This window comes from Fodinibius sp. SL11 (assembly GCF_052060035.1).
In the GTDB taxonomy this organism is placed as follows: Bacteria; Bacteroidota; Rhodothermia; order Balneolales; family Balneolaceae; genus Fodinibius.
In genome coordinates, this window is sequence record NZ_JBPOEA010000003.1 from 340,294 (window position 1) to 364,292 (window position 23,999).

Annotated in this window: 19 protein-coding genes, 1 pseudogene and 1 riboswitch; of the genes and pseudogenes, 10 read left to right on the plus strand and 10 right to left on the minus strand. The window is 43.0% G+C overall.

Annotated elements, in window-relative coordinates:
• Positions 1-80: 80 nt before the first annotated feature.
• Both ACQ76V_RS06990 and ACQ76V_RS06995 read right to left on the minus strand, forming a co-directional pair.
• A complete protein-coding gene (locus ACQ76V_RS06990; protein ID WP_440999770.1) occupies positions 81-272 on the minus strand; it encodes a histone H1 in 192 nt (63 codons plus the stop codon).
• A gap of 91 nt (positions 273-363) precedes the next feature.
• A pseudogene (locus ACQ76V_RS06995) lies at positions 364-661 on the minus strand (JAB domain-containing protein).
• 152 nt (positions 662-813) lie between these two features.
• On the opposite strand from ACQ76V_RS06995, the gene ACQ76V_RS07000 reads away from it, so the two are divergent.
• Positions 814-1,263 (plus strand): hypothetical protein, encoded by a 450-nt coding sequence (locus tag ACQ76V_RS07000; RefSeq protein WP_440999771.1) that lies wholly within the window; start codon positions 814-816, stop codon positions 1,261-1,263.
• Here the strand turns inward: ACQ76V_RS07000 and ACQ76V_RS07005 are convergent.
• Complete coding sequence (locus tag ACQ76V_RS07005) at positions 1,260-2,858, minus strand: AAA family ATPase (protein ID WP_440999772.1); 1,599 nt, start codon at positions 2,856-2,858, stop codon at positions 1,260-1,262. The two genes, ACQ76V_RS07000 and ACQ76V_RS07005, sit on opposite strands and share 4 nt — an antisense overlap.
• 205 nt (positions 2,859-3,063) lie before the next feature.
• Between ACQ76V_RS07005 and ACQ76V_RS07010 the strand changes: the two genes are divergently transcribed.
• A complete protein-coding gene (locus ACQ76V_RS07010; RefSeq protein ID WP_440999773.1) occupies positions 3,064-3,984 on the plus strand; it encodes a DUF4412 domain-containing protein in 921 nt (306 codons plus the stop codon).
• An 82-nt stretch (positions 3,985-4,066) separates the two neighbouring features.
• Positions 4,067-4,411, plus strand: a complete 345-nt coding sequence (locus tag ACQ76V_RS07015; protein ID WP_095606019.1) for a DUF3127 domain-containing protein — start codon at positions 4,067-4,069, stop codon at positions 4,409-4,411.
• Between the two features lie 5 nt (positions 4,412-4,416).
• On the opposite strand, the gene ACQ76V_RS07020 is transcribed toward ACQ76V_RS07015, so the two are convergent.
• Complete coding sequence (locus ACQ76V_RS07020) at positions 4,417-4,605, minus strand: hypothetical protein (protein ID WP_440999774.1); 189 nt, start codon at positions 4,603-4,605, stop codon at positions 4,417-4,419.
• Positions 4,606-4,748: 143 nt separating this feature from the next.
• Between ACQ76V_RS07020 and ACQ76V_RS07025 the strand changes: the two genes are divergently transcribed.
• The gene (locus ACQ76V_RS07025; RefSeq protein ID WP_440999789.1) at positions 4,749-5,144 is read left to right on the plus strand and encodes a DUF805 domain-containing protein; all 396 of its coding nucleotides are present in this window, start codon (positions 4,749-4,751) and stop codon (positions 5,142-5,144) included.
• An 82-nt stretch (positions 5,145-5,226) separates the two neighbouring features.
• Here ACQ76V_RS07025 and ACQ76V_RS07030 read toward each other — a convergent pair whose 3' ends face one another.
• From ACQ76V_RS07030 to ACQ76V_RS07055, 6 genes are all read right to left on the minus strand, one after another.
• Positions 5,227-6,675, minus strand: a complete 1,449-nt coding sequence (locus ACQ76V_RS07030; RefSeq protein ID WP_440999775.1) for an amidohydrolase family protein — start codon at positions 6,673-6,675, stop codon at positions 5,227-5,229.
• 91 nt (positions 6,676-6,766) lie between these two features.
• On the minus strand, positions 6,767-8,155 hold the full coding sequence (locus tag ACQ76V_RS07035) for a RagB/SusD family nutrient uptake outer membrane protein (RefSeq protein WP_440999776.1): 1,389 nt from the start codon (positions 8,153-8,155) through the stop codon (positions 6,767-6,769).
• Positions 8,156-8,173: 18 nt separating this feature from the next.
• Positions 8,174-11,461 (minus strand): SusC/RagA family TonB-linked outer membrane protein, encoded by a 3,288-nt coding sequence (locus tag ACQ76V_RS07040; RefSeq protein ID WP_440999777.1) that lies wholly within the window; start codon positions 11,459-11,461, stop codon positions 8,174-8,176.
• 10 nt (positions 11,462-11,471) lie between these two features.
• Entirely contained in the window at positions 11,472-12,593 is a 1,122-nt protein-coding gene (locus tag ACQ76V_RS07045; protein WP_440999778.1) for a FecR family protein, read from the minus strand.
• A 168-nt stretch (positions 12,594-12,761) separates the two neighbouring features.
• The gene (locus ACQ76V_RS07050) at positions 12,762-13,370 is read right to left on the minus strand and encodes an RNA polymerase sigma factor (protein ID WP_440999779.1); all 609 of its coding nucleotides are present in this window, start codon (positions 13,368-13,370) and stop codon (positions 12,762-12,764) included.
• Between the two features lie 132 nt (positions 13,371-13,502).
• Positions 13,503-14,084, minus strand: a complete 582-nt coding sequence (locus ACQ76V_RS07055; RefSeq protein WP_440999780.1) for an NlpC/P60 family protein — start codon at positions 14,082-14,084, stop codon at positions 13,503-13,505.
• Between the two features lie 94 nt (positions 14,085-14,178).
• Between ACQ76V_RS07055 and ACQ76V_RS07060 the strand changes: the two genes are divergently transcribed.
• The 6 genes from ACQ76V_RS07060 (at position 14,179) to ACQ76V_RS07085 (ending at position 23,539) form a co-directional block, all read left to right on the plus strand.
• Positions 14,179-14,907, plus strand: a complete 729-nt coding sequence (locus ACQ76V_RS07060; protein ID WP_440999781.1) for a pyridoxine 5'-phosphate synthase — start codon at positions 14,179-14,181, stop codon at positions 14,905-14,907.
• Positions 14,908-14,951: 44 nt separating this feature from the next.
• Positions 14,952-15,839, plus strand: a complete 888-nt coding sequence (gene era, locus ACQ76V_RS07065) for a GTPase Era (protein ID WP_440999782.1) — start codon at positions 14,952-14,954, stop codon at positions 15,837-15,839.
• A 633-nt stretch (positions 15,840-16,472) separates the two neighbouring features.
• A complete protein-coding gene (locus tag ACQ76V_RS07070) occupies positions 16,473-18,188 on the plus strand; it encodes a M1 family metallopeptidase (RefSeq protein ID WP_440999783.1) in 1,716 nt (571 codons plus the stop codon).
• Between the two features lie 230 nt (positions 18,189-18,418).
• Positions 18,419-18,538, plus strand: a riboswitch (SAM riboswitch).
• A gap of 138 nt (positions 18,539-18,676) precedes the next feature.
• Positions 18,677-19,996: an O-acetylhomoserine aminocarboxypropyltransferase/cysteine synthase family protein gene (locus ACQ76V_RS07075; protein WP_440999784.1), complete on the plus strand. Its 1,320-nt coding sequence runs from the start codon at positions 18,677-18,679 to the stop codon at positions 19,994-19,996.
• An 82-nt stretch (positions 19,997-20,078) separates the two neighbouring features.
• Complete coding sequence (gene metX / locus ACQ76V_RS07080; protein ID WP_440999785.1) at positions 20,079-21,122, plus strand: homoserine O-acetyltransferase MetX; 1,044 nt, start codon at positions 20,079-20,081, stop codon at positions 21,120-21,122.
• Between the two features lie 5 nt (positions 21,123-21,127).
• The gene (locus tag ACQ76V_RS07085; protein WP_440999786.1) at positions 21,128-23,539 is read left to right on the plus strand and encodes an aspartate kinase; all 2,412 of its coding nucleotides are present in this window, start codon (positions 21,128-21,130) and stop codon (positions 23,537-23,539) included.
• The last annotated feature ends 460 nt before the right edge of the window (positions 23,540-23,999 follow it).

A 23,999-nucleotide genomic window follows, 5' to 3' on the forward strand; every position in this document is an offset into this window, starting at 1 on the left:
CATTTGAAGTACGAGAGCATACAGAAAAAGGGATACGGAATAATCCGCATCCCTTTTCTAATTTTTACTCGATCTTCTCCCTAAATTTCTTTGGCTTCGTCTACAGAAGCTTTCTTGTAGGGAGTCAACAACTTCTTCAAATTATTGGCAGCCTTCCTGGCTCTACGACCAGCAGCTTTATTATCCTTTTGATCGAAGTCTTCGTGGTTTTCTTCTAACTTTTCCCACTCTTCTTTCATTTTGTTGAAGAGACTAACTGTACTTTCATCCATAATGATGTATTGTTTATTTGTTTTTGCTTTAAGTAAATGATCGAAAAAAGTATATACGAAAAGTTAAGGAGAGTATACAAATAGTAAACTATCAAAAATATGTATCGTGTAAATTTTGAAGAATACGATCTTCCAGCATAATACTCAGCATTTCTCCCGAATTTTCAATCCTATCGGTCCAGGTCTGGTTAGACCTGGAAGGGGTAATATTTCCTGAAGGATGATTATGGGCAACAATAATTGATCTCCCATTGGCAAGTAGCCTATCTGAAAATCGCAGAAGGGTCAACGATAGTTGCAGTTGATCCGCCAAAACTTATTTTACTCCATCCGATACAATACTTGTCATTATTCAGTAGTAACATTAAAAACTCCTCCTTTAGCTGAATATGATCGCTATTCCAAACCTAACGAAGGACTTTTACAGCCTCATCAGGACTTGTCACCTGAGGAAAAGATTCAGGTGATTGCTCATACCCCTATTTCCCTCTTCCCAAAATTGTAGTACCTTACCCCGTTATCAAAAAACCAATTCTTGGCTATGAGAATTATCGGCATCAGTCTTATTGCAATTTTGTTATCATCCTGCGCTTCGTCGCTACCGCCGGCGGAACCGTCAACCAACATGATGGACAAAGCGGACACCATTATCCTTACTACCGATGAAGCCCCCTCCAAAGCCTACCAACATTTTGAAATGCACCTGGGCAACATGGGCTTTACGGTCCTCCGATCCAACGAGCAACCCATGACGCTCGAAACGAAGTGCAAACAATTTGATCCCACAATATTCGGCCTTTTTGGCAGCTTCTCGATGAGAATAAACGCCTCGATGCAAGATTCCGCCCTCCACATAACGGGCACCTTGGCCAGCGGGACAAATGTGGAAAATGCAGGTGGCAAAAACAGTCCCGTTAAAAGTGGCTGGAACCAATTGGTATCCATAGCCCAAGAATTTCCACATCGGCAAATCTATTACAGCCGCGATTAATGATTTCCGGAAACTATATTTTTATCTGCCAGATCTCGGGATAAATCCAACAGGGTATCTTGCAATGGTTGGTCGGTAGCCACTTTCACATAACGGCTTTTATCTATCTCCAGAGGCGGTTCGTATTTATCTTTTAGCAGCTTATAATCCTCAATCCGGGCATCCGACACTACTCCCTCCTTCTCATCTCGCTCGCGGAGCCGTTCTTTGATCACCGTTTCGGGGGCCGTTGTCTCAATAAAAAGATAATCGGCATTCAGCTTATCTAATCGATTCACTAAACGTTCTCGGGACTTCCTGCTGTTGAAGGTAGCATCCAGAATAACCGGGCGTTTATTTCCCAAGGTCTTTTCCATCTCATCCATTAGTTTTTGATAGGTTTGCTCCGATATCAACTGGGAATATAACTTTTCGCGTTGCTCTGTCGGAGTTCGTTTTTGCAAGATAAGTCCGGCCATGGATTTACGAATGCGATCAGAGGAAAATCGCTCAATATTAAGTTTTTCCTCGAAATGTCTGGCCAATGTGGTCTTGCCTGTCCCCACCCCACCCATAAAGATCAGGACTTTGGGCTGAGATCCCAGCAAGGCATACCGCAGTGAGAGATCAAAATACCGTCTTGCCGTTTGGCATACTTGTTCCCGTTTCTCTTTTGGCACCTCCGGTTCTCTACTTTGCAGGCTCTTCACCTTTCCCTTTACATAAGCACGGTAACATTTATAAAAGTCGATCATCTCAGGCAGATCGTGATCATCCAGCTTCTCCGTCATCTGATCAACAAAATATCGCTCTTCCTGCCATCGATTATTAAAGTCCAAATCCATGGCAAGAAATGCTAAATCTGCAGCAATATCCCCATAACGAAAGCGATCATTGAACTCGATACAGTCATAAATCTGTACTTTCTCCGGAGTAATATGAATATGCTCAAGATGCAAATCACCGTGTCCGTCAACGATACGTTTTTGCTCAACTCGTCGCTCAAAAAGATCAGCTCTTTGTTTAAAATACCGATTGGTAAAATATTGGATCGCCTTGTATCCATATTCTTCTATCGTTTCTCCCACAAAATCATGGGTCTGTTCAAAGTTTTCATCGGTATTAACCTTAATACTCTCGATCTTACCGTACTGTAACACCCGTTCAGTCGGATGCTGTCCGTTATAAAAGTTCGCTAACTTCTCCGCCACGCGATCCAGATGTACTTTCCTGAGCTTGTCATTTTCAATATAAGTATGCAGAAAATATTCCTCCGGCAACTGCTTCATCTTTACCGCGTATTCGACTATGGAATCAGAATCTAAAACTTCATTTGATATCTGAAAAGCGTCATCCTTTTTAATAACCGATACTACTCCCAGATAAATATCATCAGAAAGCCTTCTGTTTAGCTCAACCTCTTGATGACAAAACTTCTTGCGTTTGTCAAGCGAACTATAATCCAAAAAACCGAAATCGACGGGCTTTTTAAATTTATATACGTAGGGAGAAGCGATAAATACATGCGAAATATGGGTCTGAATATGGGATACCCCTTCCGGATTATGAGGATAGGAATCAGGGGATTTAAGAAAAGCTAACAGCTTGGGATCCATAGCAGTATCCGTGTATTAATGCTGATAATTACAATATTTTTTGGGTTGATATCACAAAGTACAAAATCACCCATTCAAAATTCAGCCCTTCCTTTTCAATAAGAATAGGAGAAATAATTTTCTTGTAAGTAACTATTTTTACTACAGTTAATGTATGTATTTTGTAGATTATAGTAATGGACAGTAAAAATTAACGGAGAGCATCATGAAAATTCTATCAGGATTACTTATTGCATTACTATTGACAACTTGGAGTATTGACGCAAATGCACAGTTGTTAAACCGACTAAAGAAAAAAGCAAAACAGGCCGCGGAACAGAAAGCCGAAGAAAAACTGGCCGAACAGGTTCAACTATTAGCCGAACGAGCCGTAGAGAAATCATGGAATTCAATTTTTGGAGAATGGGACGCTGACAGTAGTGGCGGGATACACGTTCCGTTCACAATGAGCAGCAATATCAAAACCGAAGACCGTTACTCCTTCCAGACAATAACGACGATGGAAGTACGATCGAGCGATAAAAATGGCCGGGAAGAACCGCCAATGAACGTCGATATGCACTTTAGTGATGACGGCACTTATACGGGCACCAGATTCCGTTCCCAGGAAATGGAAAAACAGGAGGGCAATCTTTTTATTATTTACGACTTGACCAATGAAGCCATGCTTATGCTAATGGAAAATGAGGGCAATAAATTTTCATTTGGCTATAAGTGGGATCAACAGATCACTGAAAATGACAGCCTATCCGATGAAGAGGCCAACTGGGACGAGCTGGAAGAGTGGCGCGGGTATGAAAAGATCGGCAGCAAGAATATATTAGGTTATGGTTGTGATGGATATCGATCTGAAACTGATGAAGAAACCATGGAAATTTGGGTGACCCGCGACGAGGATTTGGGAATGACACAACTCTTTAAAGCGCAGGCAAACGCCAAACAGATGAGAGGTAAAATTCCCGACGAATATCCTTCCGGCATGATTATGGAAATGAAAAATGAGAATAAAAAAACCGGTGAGCAGGTGACTATGAGGGTGACCAACATCAAGAAAAATGAAAATATCTCGTATGTCATGGCCGACTATCCACCCATGAGTTTGGGCAAAACATCATCTAATAAATAACCCATATTTTTATTGATATAAATGGCAGGCATCCCTATCCTCATTGACGCAAAATGTAAGGCTCAAAGAGCGAACTGATATTATGGATGAATTAAAAGTAAAAGGTGAAGTTGCCCAAATTCTGGAAGAACAATCCGGCACGGGTAAAAACGGGGAATGGCGCAAACAGGACTTTATTCTGGAGACGCCGGGAAAGTATCCCAAGAAAATTTGTATTACTCAGTGGGGCGATAAAATTGATCAATTTAATGTTCAGGAAGGCGAAGAAGTGACCGTATATGTGGATCTGCAAAGCCGAGAATACAAAGGCAACTGGTATACCGATGTAAAAGCCTGGAAAGTGGAGCGCGGAGATGGCGACTCACAGGATAATCCCGATGAAAACGTCATTGATATGTCAGATATGGATCACGATGTACCCTTTTAATAACGCTACATAATAGACATTATCAGGTAGATACTGATTCCCATTGCCGAGGTGATAAATAAAATAACACCATAGGCTTCAACGGTACTGCTTCCATTTCTTTTCATAGCGGTGACCGTATTTTGCACTGGACCTTTCCAAAGCCAAATCAAGAGAGCTAAACCCAAGCCGACCACCAACAGAATAAGTACCATTTATGTGTCGCTATTCCTTGTCTTGTGCTTGAAGAACCCTAATGCAAAAGCTAAACTTGCAACTTTTAAGGATTCTTCTATTCTTAGTCATGTTAATTCTATTAGGGGTACACAAAAATACAAAAATAAAACAAGGAGAGCTTATGGAATGGTATATCAAAGTACTAAAAAACTATGCAGAGTTTGAGGGCCGTGCTCGTCGTAAAGAGTACTGGATGTTTACGCTGGTTAACTTTTTAATTTATGCAGCGCTACAAACTCTTATGTTTATGCTCGCAGGAATGAATCCAGAATCAAGTGTTGGATTGGTTCTTATGGGTATTTTGGGGCTGTATTCTTTAGCTGTTTTCATTCCCAGTTTAGCAGTAGGCGTCCGCCGCCTCCACGACACGGGACGTAGCGGCTGGTGGCTGCTTATTAGTTTAGTGCCAATAATTGGAGCTATTGTTATAATCGTGTTTTTGGTACAAGATAGTCAGGCGGGCACCAACCAGTACGGTGAAAATCCTAAAGAAATGGGATCGGCAGCCGTCGCTTAAATTATTTCGGTACTTAAAAAAGCCGAGCTTGCTAAGTTAATTAGCAGCTCGGTTTTTCTATTTTGGATCAAATTCTATCAAATTACTTTTTAATCCTATCCGCTTCTTCTACTAATTCGGGGTACTTGAACCAGCTTTCGGTCTTAGATTCATTATCAGGACCAATTTTCCCTTTCACCTGCTCTAACAAGTTTTGAGGATTATAAACCTTGCCCGATTTCATCACCAACTGCATATTACGCGTATTGGTAATGTCTTCCAAAGGATTCCCTTTCACCACATACAAATCTGCCAGCTTACCGGTCTCCACAGACCCGAGCAAACTGCTTTTGCCAAGAGCCTTTGCACTATTTAAAGTCCCAGCCTTGAGTGCTGCCTGCTCGGGCAATCCAGCCATCACCATCGTATGCATTTCGCGGTGCGCACTAAAACCCGCCAGGTAATAACCATGACTTGGAGCATCAGTTCCCAATGTAATTAAGTCACCACCCCCTGCTTCGTAAAATGCTTTCGTTGATCGCTTCATAGCCTCATAAAGACCGTCCATCAACTCACTGGCTTCTTGCTCTTCGCGGGGTGGAAGCTGCTTGCGGACGTAATCTGTAAACAGCGATTGTTCATCTTCCCAATAATCGAATCCATCTTTTAAAGTAGTAAAAAAGACCGGCGCAATAATGGTACCGTCAAAGTATACATTGTGATCTATAAAGTACTGTACGGTCTTTTTGAAATCAGTCGTTGTCGTATCCACTTTGTTCCAAACCGGATAGGCATACTTCGTAGAATCGAGCACAAAACCACCTAAAATATGCTCTACCCGATCGATGCCGTTATCAATAGCAGTGATAGAGTTCGTTGTATTGCGATAGCCCGAACCCAGGTGCCCAGCTACCTTAAGGCCGTGCCAGTGTGCCCGATCCACAAGGTTTTTAATGGTTTCGGGATTACCGCCTTTGGTCTTGAACCCATCAACACCAAGCGCCGCCCAATAATCAACCTGTTCGTAAATTTCCTCTTTGGAAAAATTCTGCCAGTCGGGACGCGCCGTGCCAAAATAGGGTCCCGAAGCCCAAATGCGCGGACCCGTCCATTTTCCAGAGTTCACCAAACGTTTGGCAGCCAACTCCATATAGGGATAATACACGCCGTTGGCAAAGGTGGACGTCACCCCATTGGCCAGATACACCAGTGCATTGTATTTAAATTCATCAATCTCCTCCAATTCCTCAGACCCAAAAGCGTCAATCCGATAATGGGCATGAATATCCACAATGCCGGGCAGTACATATTCATCTTCGGAGAGTTCAATAATTTCGTATTCCCCCCCTTTTGTCCTAGCCGGGGCATGTCCCACTCGGTAAAATCTTCCGCCGCGGATCAAAATCCCTTCATTTTCTACCATCTGTTCGGTATGCACATCAAAATAAGACCCGCCCTTTATATATACCGGATCTGACTGTGCCCATGCCGAGGAGGCAAGTACAAAAAGTACAAATGTAAAACTAATCAGAATACGTTTAAATACGTCCATAACTAAATGTGTTCTTGTCAAAATTTATCGTAAAAAAAGCGAAACCCCGGCTCAATTACGAACCGGGTTTTCGTTATTGAAGGTACAACTATCAGAAATCCTCGAAATTGATTTCTGATTGAGGTCGTGCCATCTGTGTAAAAATAGTTCCTGTAAGCTTATCATTTTGATCAATTTCATCGAGGCGATCGTATCGACGCATATCAATCCATCGGTGACCAAATTCGGCCCACAGCGAATATCGGCGCTGTAACAGAATTTCATCAATCAATGCCTGTTCGTTGAGTGCTCCGCCATAATCAGAGAGATTCCACGTATTACGCACATAATTAATAGCCTCTGCTGCATTAGTATAATTTGCAACCGTTGCTCCTTCTAAGTTCGTCTGTGCTTCGGCGTAGATCAGGACGAGCTCTTCATTACGAATCAGCGAAAGCGGAGCTCCTACTCCGTCGAAACGATTGTCTTGGTACTTGGCCTCTTCGGGCACATTAGGATTATTGATGGGGGTATCTCGCAAGAAAAACTTGCGATCGACGCGCAAATCCCCAGCCAAAGTATCCTCAATAATAGATGGGTGCACCACCATAATCTCATCTGCTGATGCATTGCGGGGAACATACAACGGGTTGAACGTATCGGGCGGATCACCGTACGACAGGTAAGCACCCTTGTTCATCACGCCTTCTCCTTCGGCCAGTTCAAAAAACGGCTCCGCATTAGAAAGTGCATCCAACGCACCCTGCCAATCTTCGGCATAAACTGCTGCTCGTGCTGCCATAGCTCGATTTAGCTGGGCCATGGTTGCCGGATTATTGAAATCAGCAAATCCATCGGAAAGGTTGAAAAAGAAGCTTTCTCCTGCATTTTGTAAATCTTGATATCCTTCATCAAGTAAGCCTCGAATGCTTGAAAGTGCATCCTCATAGCTTTCGAACTCCCCTAAATTTTGCGGATCGGCCACATCAACCCGAATACCATTTTGATACTGCGTTAGCAGTGGAATTAAGAACTGGTAGGCTTGGATCGTTTTCGCATATCCCCGCACGCCGTTCTTTTCTTCTTCGCTCAGCAGGGCAGTATTGTTGAGGGCCTGCATTAGTAGGTTTGCCTGCTGAATAGCTGCATAAGGGGTATCATAGGCAGCTGCGGATCCAAAAAAGGCTGGATCGGTTTCAGCATTCCCGTCAATACCGAGCCACTCAGTAACAAAACGTCCGTCAATGCTATCGAATCGCCATACTTCACGGCCAAATGATCCCAGCAAGGGGATAAGGCCCCCGGCATATTGTCTATTTCTGAGCTCCAGTCCCGTAACAAGGTTTTGCACCTCGGGCTTGGTGGCATTTTGCAATACCTGTTGCACCGATGGATTATTGGGATCAGTGACATTTTTTGATCCGACCAATGATCCATCACAATTCACCATAAAAAATACCAAGGTGACACTAATAACTGCTATGTAGGTTAATCGTTTCATGAGCAAATAATTTATGGATTAAAAATCGAGTTTGAGATGGAACATGATTTTACGAGCACTTGGATAGGCCGCAACTTCAACCCCGGTTCCTATGGCCGAAGATCCAAACTCCGATACCTCCGGATCGTAACTGGGATAATCAGAAAACAGCAGTACATTATTTCCTGATGCTCCAAGGCGTACACTTTTGACCGTACCCCCGGTATAACTTTCCAAGAAGCTGGCCGGCACTGAATAATATAAACTTAGCTCTCTAAGCTTAAGATAACCTGCATCCGCTACAAAACGACCTGCACCTTCGCCCGGACGATCAAGTCCATCGGGCGTTCCATCTCCATTACTGTCATTATTCCAGTCTGGTGTTGTCCCCGCGTTATCCGCTAAAAAACGGCGCAGGTTGATAACTTTTTGTCCGTGACTGTAGTGCCAGAAGAAGTTAAACTCCCAGTTATTCAAAAAGTTTATCGTATTTGTCCAAGACATCTGGTAATCAGGCTGGGAATCTCCATAAACGGTAAACCGACCTGCTTCAGTATCGAAGGGTGTACCCACAATGGTGGTGGGCGAAAACCCCTCAGCAATATAGAACGTACCGAGAGCGGCCCCAAAACCACCGGTTGTGAAGGATGGTACTTTTAAATTGGTAATTTCAGCAGTGTTCTTCCACCAATTAACCGTAGAGTTCCAGCTAAATTTATTGGCCTGCACCGGCACCGTTCGCAGCGCCAGCTCAATACCTTCATTTTGCAAGTCCGCGGCATTTGTTGCCATCACCTGTAACCCTGATGAGCTTGGCAGCTCCTGGTCAAGGATCAAGTCACTCACATTCTTGCGGTAGTATGTGGCCTCCAATGAAGCACGTCCACCTCGAATCCCTAAATCAACACCGAGTTCAAGCTCTTGGGCCGTTTCCGGCTCAAGGTTGGGATCGATGGTACGGGTAGAACGGAACGTTCCAAGATTCCCGGAAATTAATCCACTATTAAGTGCCTCAAACGTCACCCCGAAGTTGGGCAATCCACCGGTTTCACCGTATGCTGCCCGAAGCTTAAACTGCTCCAAGATATCTGCGCTCCAGAACTCAAAGTTCGTAATATTTACGGCCATCGAGGCTTTGGGGAAGAAATAATACTTATCCTGATCGGCATTGAGCGTTGATTTATCAAAGCGAGCGCCTACGGTACCGATAACCTTGTCATCCCAATTCACTTCTTGCTGAGCCACATAACCTACATCGGTAACATCTACAAAGTACTGATTATAAATTTCCTGGAGACTGGCATTTTCTACATTCGTTTGTCCGGGGACCAGCCCACGACCACGAACCTGCTGTAACTGTCGCTCATTGTGGTAGGTAGTATAACCGGCCTGGGTGGTAAGATTCCACGGCGAATCTTCGCTACCTACCGTAGTATTATAGACCAAAAATGCTTGTAAGTTAATATTCAGCACTTTTTCGGCAGAATGTATAACATCTCCAGGATTGGGCTGCGACTGTTGATACTGTAGAAACGGCGGCATGTACGCCATCGTATTGGAATTCATAAAATCAACGCCGCCATCCAGATTAAAATTAAGCGTATGTGCACCTGAGCTATACAATTTAAAGTTAGCTGACAACGACTGTAAAAAACGGTTCACTTCTTGTCGATTTACACCATACTCAATAAGCTCAAGCGGATTCATCTGGAAAAACGGATTGTCGGGATAATCCCCGTTTTCATCCGGCAACAGCTGTGCAAAAGGTGGCGTAAAAGCTACGGCCTGCACAACAGAACCAACTCCACCATTACCGGTCCATCCCCGATTCGTTTCTGTATTGATGTAGTTCGTGCTTGACGATATATCAATATTCTCATTGAGCTGATGATCTATGTTGGCACGTAGCGAGTAGCGGTCAAAACCGGTGTTTTCGATGATACCATTTTCATCCTTAAACGCTCCGGAGACATAAAACTGCGTTTGAGCATCTCCGCCCGAAACACTAATCTGGGTATTAACCTGAGCCCCTTCCCGTCCAAAGATTAGCTCCTCATAGTCCCGGAGTGTACCATTAGCCACAGCATCATTATACATCTGTTTGGCAGATTGTGCAGCAGAAGAACCAGCTCCATAAACCAAGTCAATTTTATCTTCGCTCCACGAAGCGGCACCAATTTTATTCAGGATGCTCGAATATCCCACATCCTGACTAAAACTAACCCTTGTTGCTCCACCGCTTCCACGTTTAGTTTCGATAATAACCACTCCTGCATTCGCCCGGGCCCCGTAAATAGCTGCCGCAGAAGGACCTTTGAGTATTTCAATAGACTGTATTTCATCCGGATTTAAATCCGCAAGCCGATTGGCCCCATCATCCTGACTGGCAGCTTGCTGGGCACTTACCGCAGAAACGCCCGTTTCAAGCTCATCGTTATTAATGTAAATGCCATCTACAATAATCAGCGGTTGAGAACTCCCGGCCCCCAACGTACTGATCCCGCGCAGCTTAATATCAACCCCGCCGCCCGGCGCTCCGCCTGAAGAGGTCATGTTGGTACCGACCACCTTACCCTGCAACGCACCATCAACCGTAGCCGGCGTAGTATTACCCGTTAATTCATCAGCATTAATTTTAGTCACCGAATTTGCAAGGTTTTCTCGCTTTACTGACGAAGCTAAGCCCGATACTACCACTTCATCGAGCTGCATTGCCGACGGATTCATCACAATTTCAATGGTATTATCCCCTTCGGAAATTTCAATTTCCTCTTCGTAGGTTTCATATCCTACAAACGTAGCCCGAAGCAAATACGTACCTTCGGGAACATCTGAAATTTCAAAAGTACCTTCCGCATCAGACGCGGCCCCGATGTTCAGTTCCGGTATAAAAACATTTACTCCCGGCATCGGTTCTTCCGTAGATCCATCAATTACTGTTCCTCGTAATATTCCCTCAAGCGCTTGCTGTTTTTTATTCTTCGAAACAATAATATAGGAACGCCCCCCTTTCCGTTCGTAAGATAAATCGAAAGGCCTCAAAATACTGGCTAACTGCAGCCCCAGATCCCTTTCCGGTTCACGAATACTTGACAGGGATACGGTTTTTCCCTCAATCAACTCTACATCATACAGAAAAACAATATTTCTGTCTTCTTCAATATTGTTCAGAATCTCTTCTAACGATATTGATTGTGATGTATCGTATTGCAGAGAGTTCCTGAGCGACAATATCTCACTATCGTTAGATTGTGCAATACTACCCTGTACCAATATCGCTGTTACAAAAAACAACGACAGTAAAAGCGTGTATCTTTTCTTCATCATTATGATCCCCTTAGTTTAGTGTTTGATTTATAAAGGAGCCTTCAAGCATATTCTGCCTAAAAACAATTTGATCTTCATATTTTACGATTGTTATCTCCAGTGTTCTACTAAGTGCCGACAAAAGCATATCCAAATCCTTATTTTCTATCGACCCCGAAACTTTTTTTGTCATTAACAGCGGGTTGGCAATGACGACCTCTTCGCCAAAAAGTTTTTCTATACGATCTGCAACCACTGTTAACGGGGCCCTTTCAAACTCGAAAAGCCCCTTGGTCCAAGAAGTATAGAGATGGGTATCTACATTCTGGATGGTGATATCAGAAGCCACCCGGCTAAAAACGGCCCGTTCACTTGGCCTTAAAATTGTTTCATCATTTTTCGCAGATAAACCTTTTCGCTGTATTGCCACCTTTCCTTCTTCAAGAACTACTTTTGTGATCTCATCCCAGGTATTCACCATAAAGCGCGTTCCCAATACATGGATATTGCCATCATTTGTTTGAACCTGGAAAACGGGACCTTCACCCGATGCTCGGTGTGTGACATCGAAAAAAGCTTCGCCTTCCAACTGTACCCCAACCGTATCCTCATAAACCCATCCGGCGTGATATGTCACCGAAGAATTAGCATTCAACGTTATCCGTGTCCCGTCATTAAGTACAATAATCTTTTGTTCTCCATAATCGGTAGTGGTAGTTAACAGTTGCGGGACCTGTATCTCATTGTCTTCCAAAGATGGGACAGGCATAAAGTCGGTATATTCGATTGTAAACAACATTGCGATCAATAACAGCACTGTTGCAGCAGCCGTTAGCATCCATCCCAAATAATGGGATGAAGTAATTGAGGAGACCGCTTCATTTACATGACGCCGAGGCATTGTAATACGTTTCTGGAGTTGCTCCCAGCTGTCATACTTTTTATGATGTGGCGGTATTTCTTCCCGGCTACCCCGTTCGAGCTCCAACACAATCTTCTTTGCCGTCAAAATATCTTCCCTGCAATCACCATGATTTGTAATCCAATGCTCCCAACGTTGATTTTCCTTCTCCGCGGCATTCCCGAAACACCAGCTGCGAAAAGTCGGATCGGTAATAAGTTGTACAATGATCTTGTTTGAGTCTTTTGCCATAAGCTGTTGTTCAATAGTCTTCGTTGATAAAGAGGAGCAAAAACTATTGCTGTACCCAAACAATTTTTTAATAAAAAGAGCCCTCTAAATACTTTTCAGGCACTTTTTCACTATTAATGACTCACTAATTATTTCGGGAGGATGAAAAACTGTGCGCAGGTTGTGTACTTATATAATAATGAGGGAAAGAAGACCAAGAGCTATTTTAATGCCTTCTTTTTCGAATATTTTTCGCAATCGCTCAATAGCGCGATACATATAATTGCGCACTGTTTGATACTCAAGTCCCAAGATTTGCTCAATCTCTGAATAGCTCATCCCTTCGTAATATTTCAGGAACAACACCTCTCGCTCGCGCTGCGTTAAATCCTCGCAGATCTCTTGAAGTTTTTGATTAAGCTTTGCCTGCTGTTCATTATCAATGAACAGCCCTTCAACACTTACCACCTTCTTCATGTCACTTTTAAAGGAGACCGACCTATAGTTGATATCATTCCTCTTTTTAATCTCTCCCATTAATCGACGACGAAAACTGATCCAAAGATATCCTTTTACATTTTGGACCTCAGAGAGCGTTGCACGGCTTTCCCAAAGCTGATAAAACAGTTCTTGCAGACAGTCCTCAACCAATTCCTCTTTTGAACACACGGATAATCCGTATGAAAAAAGAGAGTCATAATAACGTAGAAACAGTGTGCGAAGTGATCCTTTTTGTCCTTCCTTCAATTTCGCCCACAGCTCCTCATCTGATTGTGGTATGGAGCGTGTGCTACCCAATTTTTCTTATAGCCCTGAAATAAAAATGTTATCCAAATGTCCTTCTCATTTGGATCTGTTCTTGAAGTATAACATACACAGGCTAATAGTCAACTCTTTTCTAAAATAAAAACAATTATTTACACCTAATTGTTACAATACCCGTCGAGCAGCCAGAAATCGATTACGCCAATAAATTTTACCGAGTTTACTTATCATCACGCCATTTGAGGTCGAGGCGTGTAAAAACTCTCCGCTGTTGACAGCAATACCTACATGTAATGTTTTTCGACCTGTTCTAAAAAACACAAGATCGCCGGTGCGCACAGCTTTTCTTCGTATTTTGCTGCCTACATTTAACTGCTCTTTGGTATTGGTTGGCACGTCTATTCCAAAGTAATCATCCAACACAATATTGACGAATCGTGAGCAATCGACTCCTTCCTGCGACCCTCCTCCCAACACGTATGGTGTTCCCTTCCAATCACGATAGGCCTGCATTAGCGAGACTTTAACTTCATTCAGTGAAGATACTTTCATAGCTGGTGGGGCCGAATTATCAGTCGAGGAAGAGGTCGAATTTTCGGATTTTGCAGTAGTGTCAGATTCCGGCGATGCGGATGCCCCCTCAGAAACAATCGTTCCCGATGGTGGTTGCGTCGAGCGCGGAACCACACCACAGGCCATCCCCGTTAGCACCAAAAAAATCGCTGTTAAAACCGTCTGTATTTTCATTAAGAGTCTTATCATATTTTCAGCTTAAACTCTTACTTAAATGATCTATATTTAAGGGTTTAAAGACAACCATAAATTAAGTGTTTATTACTCAATGCAACTTTTGGTAAATGTTGATCATATTGCCACCTTGCGCAATGCGCGCGGAGAAGGATATCCCGATCCGGCTGAAGCCGCAAAAGTATGTGAACAAGCCGGTGCTTCGGGAATTGTATTTCATCTGCGCAAAGATCGTCGCCACATTAAAACCGAGGATGTATATCGATTAAAAGAAACGGTCAAAGGGGATCTTGATTTTGAAATGGCCGCTACCGATGAAATGCTGGCTATCAGTAAGGATGTTAATCCGGAACTGGTAACACTTGTTCCCGAAAGCCGAGAGGAACTTACTACTGAGGGTGGACTCGATATGGAAACAGTGTTTGAAGATTTTCGTGATCGGGTATTTCCCGCTTATGCCAATACTGACATTGCAATAAGTTTATTTGTGGATCCCAAAGAGAAGGATATTGAACTGGCTGCCAAATTAGGGAGCGACGCGATTGAGTTGCATACCGGCACCTATGCCAATGCGACTACGGAATCCGATAAAGAAACCGAACTGCAACGACTAAAAGAAGGGGCGGAACTGGCTCATACACTTGGCATGAAAGTAAATGCGGGACATGGTTTAAACCTTCAGAACTTACCCCCTTTGGTTAATACAGTTCCACATTTAAATGATATCAGCATTGGTCATGCACTAATTTCGTCGGCATTATTTTACGGCCTTGATGAAACAGTAAAAAAATTCCTGACTATCATAAATAACACGAACAAGTAATAGATTTAATTTTAGGGAGCAAATCCCATTACTAATAATCAACTATGGAAAACTTTGAAGGTCACCACTCGGGATATGTTGCTATTTTAGGTAAGCCCAATGCTGGAAAATCCACCCTAATGAATCGCTTGCTGGGTAATAAGATTTCGATCACCACCCACAAGCCGCAGACGACTCGTCACCAGATTATCGGCATTCATTCAGAGGAAGAGATGCAGATTATTTTCCTGGATACGCCCGGCGTTATTGATCCCAAGTATGAGCTGCAGAAGGCCATGATGAAAACGGTAGATCGTGCACGCACTGACGCCGATATTCTATTGCTTATTGTGGATGTAAAAGATCACAAGATACCGGGACGCATTTATAAGATGTTCGGTTCTATGAAAAACAAAAAGATCTTTCTGATCATCAATAAAATAGATAAAGTTACCGATCAGGAAGCCAAGGGAGTTGCTCGCAAACTTGAGGAGGAATTTGATTTCGATGATACACTTTTTGTATCTGCCCTAAATGGAAAAGGACTTCAAAACTTGATGGATAAGATTAAAGATAACATCAAACCCGGCCCCCCTTTTTATCCGAAGGATATGCTAAGCGAACAGCCGGTCCGCTTTTTTGTGGCTGAAATGATTCGGGAACAGCTCTTTTTACTTTACCATCAAGAGATCCCCTATTCTTCGACCATCGATATTGTTCAATACGATGAACGTGACGACCTCGATTATATCAGTGCCGATATTATTGTAAATCGCAATTCCCAAAAGGGTATCCTTATTGGCAAGGGAGGCAAAGCCATTAAAAAACTTGGAAAAAGTGCCCGCGAAGTCATCGAAGATTTTGTAAATAAAAAAATATACTTGGACTTACATGTAAAAGTGCGCGAAAAGTGGCGCGAAGATCCAAGTCGAGTTAGACACTACGGGTATTGATACCAATAAATTACCTACCTTCTGAGGGTGTTGAAAACTCTCAGAATTTTATTACCAATTATTCTTGATGAGCCTGAATAAATTTCTCTCTCACATCAAACCATTTGAGCACTTGCTCGCGATTTAGATTCGTAGATTCCTTTGATAGCAAACTTTGATTCGTACTGTATGGCCAATCCCTAATATCACCTACAAACCCATGTTTTATTGGGTTTCTATGAACATACCGGATAAGTTGGGTGAAATAAGCGTCATCAGAAATAGATTTTCTTTTCAGATTCTGCAGAAATAAGCTTCCTCGTCTGCTATACTTCTTGTTGAATGCTTTAGCATAAGAAATTAGAAAATTCTTAAACTGATTAGATATTAAATCTGGATACTTCTTTTTAACAAACTCTATTTAAGAATCCCTGCTTTTTGTCTTTACTATAAGATGAAAATGGTTTGGCATAAGGCAGTCCACATATACATCAGCAATTGGTGGAATATACTTTTGAAATCTCTGTAAAAAGAATTCGTAATTTGTATCTTCTCTAAAGATAAGATCTTCAGCATTATCATGGTCATAAACATGGCAGATCGTATTCGGCTCAAAAAGCTCTCTATTATTTCCCATAACAAGCAAACTACCTGATGAATATTATTACTAATCTACTTAACGATTTATATTTACGAAAAAAGAATGTTGGTGCTATCCTAAACTTTTTGCTTGTATTAACCCTTGCATTTCCAATATCTGCTATCGCTCAAGACTCTGGCGTGCTTGCTACTACTGAAGATTCTCTGCGCGGTTCCATCACCGCTGAGCGCGGTTGGTGGAAAGTCGTGTATTACGATCTCAACGTTACCATACAACCGGAGGACTCCTCCATCACTGGCTATAATAATATTACCTACCGAGTTACCAAGGAGCCAAAACGTATACAGATTGACCTGCAGGATCCGCTGACCATTGATCAAATCACACAAAACGGAGAACCGCTCGAATATCAGCGCGCCGAAAACAGCTATGCCTATATGGTGGATATACCTGAAAATATAACCCGAGATTCTTTATATACCATCACAGTTTATTATCAGGGCAAACCCAAAGTAGCCAAAAATGCGCCTTGGGATGGTGGATTTGTCTGGGAGCAGGACTCACTTGGAAATCATTGGATTGCTACCGCCAACCAGGGATTAGGTGCCAGCGCTTGGTGGCCCAACAAAGATCACCAATCTGCAGAACCCGATAGCATGCTTATCAACATTACCGTACCTAACGAAATTAAAAACGTATCCAATGGCCGGCTTCGCGGCACAACCAACCATGATAACGGTATGACCACCTGGCACTGGTTTGTCTCCAATCCCATAAATAATTACAACGTAGCCGTGAATGCCGGCAACTACGTAAATTTCAAAGACACCTACGAAGGTAAAGACGGTACGCTGGATTTGGACTACTGGGTGCTGGAGCATAATCTTGACAAAGCGAAAAAACAGTTCCAGCAGGTAAAACCGATGATGCAATGTTTTGAGGATTGGTTTGGTCCTTATCCCTTTTATGAAGACAGTTTTAAACTGGTCGAAACGCCACATCTGGGAATGGAGCATCAAAGTGCAGTTGCTTACGGCAACGGATATCAAAACGGGTATCGCGGTACCGACCTTTCGGGATCCGGCTGGGGATTAAAATGGGATTTCATCATTATTCACGAAGCAGCCCACGAGTGGTGGGGAAATAATATCACTACCAGCGATGCAGCCGACATGTGGGTCCACGAAGGATTCACCAGCTATTCGGAATCTATTTATACTGAGTGCCAATTCGGTAAAAAAGCCGGCGCCGAATACACCCGTGGAATGCGCGACGGCATCAAAAATAAAGAACCTATCACCGGAAAATATGGGTTAAACAATGAGGGATCTAGCGATATGTACAATAAAGCTCACAATATGCTACACACAATTCGCCAGATCGTAGACAATGATTCTACTTGGAAAAATATACTTAGCGGCATTCAAAACAAATTTCGTCATCAAATTGTAACGGCCGACCAGATTGAACGCTATATCATCGAACAATCAGGCAAAGATCTGGATGACATTTTTGATCAATATGTCCATTACACCGACATCCCTGCCTTTCAATATTACATCAAAAATGATGTTCTCTACTACCGGTGGAAAGCCGATATCGAACATTTTGATATGCCGCTGAAAGTCACCTTAGCCAATGACAGTTATACATTTATCTATCCGTCATCCGATCGCTGGAAACGAAGTGAGCTTCACTTAACAAGTGCCGATTCCTTTAAGATTCACAAGGATTTTTATATAAAAACAGATTCTGTATCATCTCGATAAATCCATACTTGTATCATAACAGATAATCGATTATGTTTGATTTGAATTTCAAAACCCAAGACATGAAACGAATTAACAAACATATTTTTTGCCTCTGTTGTATGTGCATGCCGCACCTGCAACCGGAGGACTGATTCGTTTTACTCTTGTAGAACAGATTCAAAGCCCTTCGGTCGATCCCGAAGGGCTTTTTTTGTTTCTGTGCTATTGTTCTTTTGATTTATTGAGCACTCTTATCAAGAAAAGCTGAGGGATCAGGCCCGAAGACGCTTTGGCAACCGTCCTGCGCAATCAATTGTGCAGGAAAAAGGTGCCACTTCCTGCTCCGGATTTACGGGGAAAGATGAGAGAACAGGCCCCATACTCATGGTGAGTATGCCCAGCCTCTTCTGAGATCTTTATCCCACCGGCGCAAGATCTTGGAAGAGGCTTTTTTGTTTGGAATAGGATTCTAAAAAGTAATCACATAACCATAAAAAACAACCACCATGAGTACCAACGGACAAGAACGCAACCTAAAATTTGAAACCCTGCAACTTCATGCCGGCCAGGAACCCGACCCAACAACCGGGGCGCGGGCCGTACCAATCTATCAAACTACTTCTTATGAATTTGAAGACACCGATCATGCAGCAGATCTTTTTGGATTGAAAGAATTCGGCAATATCTATACCCGAATCATGAACCCCACCAGTGATGTCTTTGAAAAGCGCGTTGCTGCACTCGAGGGAGGGGCTGCTGCTGTCGCCACCGCTTCAGGTCAATCGGCCCAATTTATGACTATTGCTACCATTGCCCAGGCCGGCGACAATATTGTTTCCACCAGTTTTCTGTACGGTGGCACATACAATCAATTCAAAGTCACTCTTCCACGGCTGGGCATTGATGTAAACTTTGTAGAAGATGATAAAGTCGAAAGTTACGAGGCAAAAATCGATGAAAATACCAAAGCCATCTATGTAGAATCGATCGGAAATCCCCGCGGCAATGTACCAGATTTTGAAGGCCTTTCTGCCCTTGCTGAAAAACACGGTATCCCATTAATTGTGGACAACACCTTTGGCGCAGGCGGATCTATTGTACGTCCCATCGAGCATGGCGCCAATATCGTTACCGAATCGGCCACCAAATGGATAGGCGGTCACGGCACCAGCATTGGCGGCGTTATTGTAGATGCCGGAAACTTTAACTGGGGTAACGGCAATTTCCCGATATTTACCGAACCATCGCCTGCCTATCACGGACTCAATTTCTGGGAAACATTTGGTCCGGATGGCCCGTTTGGCAATATCGCTTTTGCTATTCGCGCACGTGTAGAGGCATTGCGCGATTTTGGTTCAGCGCAATCTCCATTCAACAGTTTCTTGCTCCTGCAAGGACTTGAAACCCTATCCCTGCGTACCGAGCGACACTGCGAAAATGCCCTTGAGCTCGCTAAGTGGCTCCGCGAACAAGATGTCGTAGACTGGGTCAACTACACCGGACTTGATGATCACCCTTACCACGAACGAGCCAAAAAATATCTGAATGATGGAAAGTTCGGCGCTGTTTTGACCTTCGGTGTAAAAGGTGGATTTGAGTCTGCCCGAACCTTCATTGAAAACGTCGAAGTTGCCAGCCACCTGGCCAATGTAGGCGATGCAAAAACACTGGTCATACATCCTGCATCCACTACACATCAGCAACTTAGTGAGCAAGAACAGGCATCCAGTGGCGTAGAACCGGACTTAATTCGCGTTTCGGTGGGTATCGAACATATCGATGATATAAAAGAAGACTTCGAAATCGCATTTAGCAACATTAAGTGAACGCCGTAATAAGAAACTTATCGGATGGCAGTTTCAGCCATCCGATAACAAATTGATCAATTACAGCACTACACTGAATATAATGAGCAAAAAACGATCACATACTTTAAAAGAACCATTTATAACCGAAAGCGGGGCAACCATTCCCAAACCGACCATAGCATATCAAACGTGGGGGCAACTAAATGCCGCAAAAGATAATGTTATTCTGGTCTGCCATGCTCTTACGGGCAACACATCAGCTGACGATTGGTTTGAAGGCATATTCGGTCCAAATAAAGCTCTTGACCCAAGGGAGTATTTTATTATGTGTCCGAATGTTTTGGGCAGCTGCTATGGATCAAGTGGGCCCACTTCGATTAATCCTGATACAGGCAAACCATACCAAGCAAATTTTCCAGAAGTCACTATTCGCGACATTGTACGACTGCAACAACAACTTTTTGATGAACTTAATATCAGTGGTATAGAACTTATCATTGGCGGTTCCATGGGCGGCATGCAGGCACTGGAATGGTGTATTATGGATGACCGCCCCAAATCTGCTGTTCTTATCGGGATGGGAGCAAAACACCGACCCTGGGCTATTGGAATCAGTCACACCCAACGACAGGCTATTTACAACGACCCCAACTGGAACGACGGATTCTACTCCGAAGAACATCCCCCCAAAAAAGGTTTGGCGCTGGCCCGTATGATTGCAATGAACAGCTATCGCCATCCCTCAGACTTTGATCAAAAATTTGGTCGCAGACTACAGGACGGACAATCCAACTACGAAGTTGAATCGTATCTCAATTACCAAGGCGAAAAATTGGTCGAGCGATTTGATGCCGTTTCGTATGTGCGCCTAACCAAGGCGATGGATTCCCACGACATCAGGCGTAGCCGACCGCGGATCAAGGAAACGCTTGCTGGATTGACCATCCCCGTAAAAGTGGTCGGCATTGACAGTGATATGCTGTATCCCCCTGGCGAATGTCATGAGCTTGCCGAACTTTTGCCCAACGCCTGTTACGTGGAAATATCCTCGCCTCATGGCCACGATGCTTTTTTAATCGAATTCGGTCAGCTAAATCCCATCATAACGTCACTTCAAACAGAACTATCTGAACAATCAGTTTAACCACAATGTCAAAGTCACAAACACACATACTCAAATTCGGCGGTTCTTCATTACAGAACTCATCACTCATTCAGCAGTCGGTTCAAACTGTCATCGAACGAATGCAGAGTGCCTATCCGGTTGTCGTTGTTTCTGCTATCGGTGGCGTTACCAATACGCTTATAGAATTAGCAGAACTGGATCACAAGACAATTCACCGGTCGTATCAAATTATTAATGATCTCGAAAATAGACATCGTCAAATTTTTGATGAATTAGCTCCAGTCAGTCATCCGAATCGGAGCGATCTTCAAGATCTATTTACAGAGCTCAGAACAACCTTTGAAAACAACGAGCTGAAGGAAAACCATTTCTATGCATGGCAAGATCGCATTTTATCTATCGGGGAACGAGCCTCAGCCCTCATTGTTTCAGCAGCACTATCAAAGGAAGGCATCCAATCGACGTATCACAAAGCAAGCCAATTTATTAAAACCAATTCTACCTTTGGAAAAGCATGTGTACAGCGCAATGCGACCCGTACATTAATCCGAAAATTTATAGATAAATCTACTGCCATTCCGGTGATTACCGGCTTTATCGGATCTAATGACCAACAAAAAATTACTACACTTGGTCGCTCGGGATCGGATTACACCGCTGGACTTATTGCGGATGCTCTTGATGCCGATCACCTTGAGATTTGGACCGATGTAGATGGTGTTCTCACCGCAGATCCAAAATGGGTATCGGATGCTGAATCTATTGAACAACTCAGCTTTGGAGATATATCTGAGCTTTCCGCTCACGGCGCTCGTGTGATACATCCCAAAACAATAGAACCTATCCAAAACAAAAAAACTACTGTGTCAGTCAAAAATAGCTACAATCCCCAACATCCAGGAACACTTATTACATCAGATTTTAATACCAACGGTTCTCTAAAAACAATCACCATAACTGGTCCATTTGTGAGACTACAAATCGATCAAAATTATGGGTACGATCTGTTTTCAAAACTAAATGAATGGAGCACTGACAATCCCAATGCGAACTCCATAGCATTCACCCAGCAAACAGAGTTTGAAGCTGCTCGATTTTTGTTAAAACAATCGTTTTTTGAAGAAATCAAAGATCAGCTTTCTGTTTGGGCTGCAGAGCGGCATACCATTTTCAATCTTGATGATAACCTGTATAAGCTAAAAAAGTTCAGCAACCAGTTTAACAAAGATGAAAAACTGTTTGGCCAAACTGTTTCGCTACTCAATGAAAATAACATTCAGCCAATCCACACTGAACGAAACTATGACGAGCGATTTATCTCCTTTTTATTTAAAGAAAAGGACGCCCGTCATTCGGCGTATTTGATTAACAATACTGTATCTAAAAAGAAACCTGTTGTTGATCTTTTTGTAGCCGGTACAGGAGCCGTAGGAGAAACACTGTTAAATAAACTAAAAAAACTGGATACAGATGATTTTCAAGTCCGTCTATTGGGTACCTGCAACAGTCGAAAAACACATTGGGATACAGATGGATTATCTTTGGAAACGGGGCTTGAATGGCAAAATGCCGATCAAACCAATTGGGATATTCTGCTAAAAAAACTGAAAGAAAATAGTCACCGCAATTTACTCTTTGTAGATGCCACTGGCAGTAAAGAAGTGGCTCGGCTCTATCCCAAACTGTTTGCCAATGGAATACATGTGGTTACTCCCAGCAAGCTGGCCAACACCTTCGAGCAATCGTTCTTTGATACACTGCAAGACCTCATCCGAAATGAGAAAACATCCTTCAAATACGAGACAACCGTCGGCGCAGGTCTTCCAGTCATTTCCACTATCGAAGATTTGCAATCGGCAGGTGATACTATCACCGAAATATCAGGGGTTGTTTCGGGGACAATGACGTACTTATTTAATCAGCTGGAACAGGGCGTTCCCTTCAGTAAAGCAATTATCGAAGCGCGTGAAAAAGGATACGCCGAACCTGATCCGCGCGATGATTTATCGGGCGAAGATGTGGCTCGGAAATTCTTAACTCTGGCACGAACACAGGGCATTGCCATAGAACGCGAAGAGTTAGAAGTAGAATCCCTCATCCCAAAAGAATTAACGAAAGTTGACAAAGAAACCTTTTTAGAACAATTATCAGCGTACGATAGCGAATGGGAAAAACGGATTCATGCAGCAAGACAGCGCGATGAAGTACTGCGCTATACCGGGAAACTACGGGATGGGAAAATTTCGATTGGGATTGACTCAGTGCCTAAAGACTCGCCGCTTGGTCAGCTTAAAGGAACCGACAATATCATTCAAATTTACTCCCAACTTTATAATGAAACACCGTTGGTTATTCAAGGTCCGGGGGCCGGCAAAAAAGTTACGGCAGCAGGAGTTTTGAGTGATATCCTTAAAACTGCGAATCGTCTAACTTAATACTAATCAACTTTTTATAGGAGTTTTTAACCAAAATTAGATTACTCTTAATAACAAGCTTTTGTGCTCAGATATTTATAACATGATTATAGAATTTTGACGGTAAAGCTGATAAGCAATCTATCTCAAAAATTCATCAACATGCGAGAGCAAGCATTCAGAAAGAGATTAAATACTATCAAGAGCTGAGAGAAAACATTCATCTGGGATAACAGCTTAAACTGTCTTAATTAGATATCTACAACAGCTATTTACATCAATGATAGAGTGGCTATTGGGGTAGTCAACTCTGTATAACAAGGGGGCCGGTCGGGAGATCGGTCCCTTTTTTATTGTTTGATATTTTTGTTCGGTTTGGATTACGATGGATTATCCGATTACGACGAGAGTGTAAATCTAACTCTGTCTAGGTTGGTAATTTAAAATCTACTAACTTAGACAAATCATGACACAAAAAGAA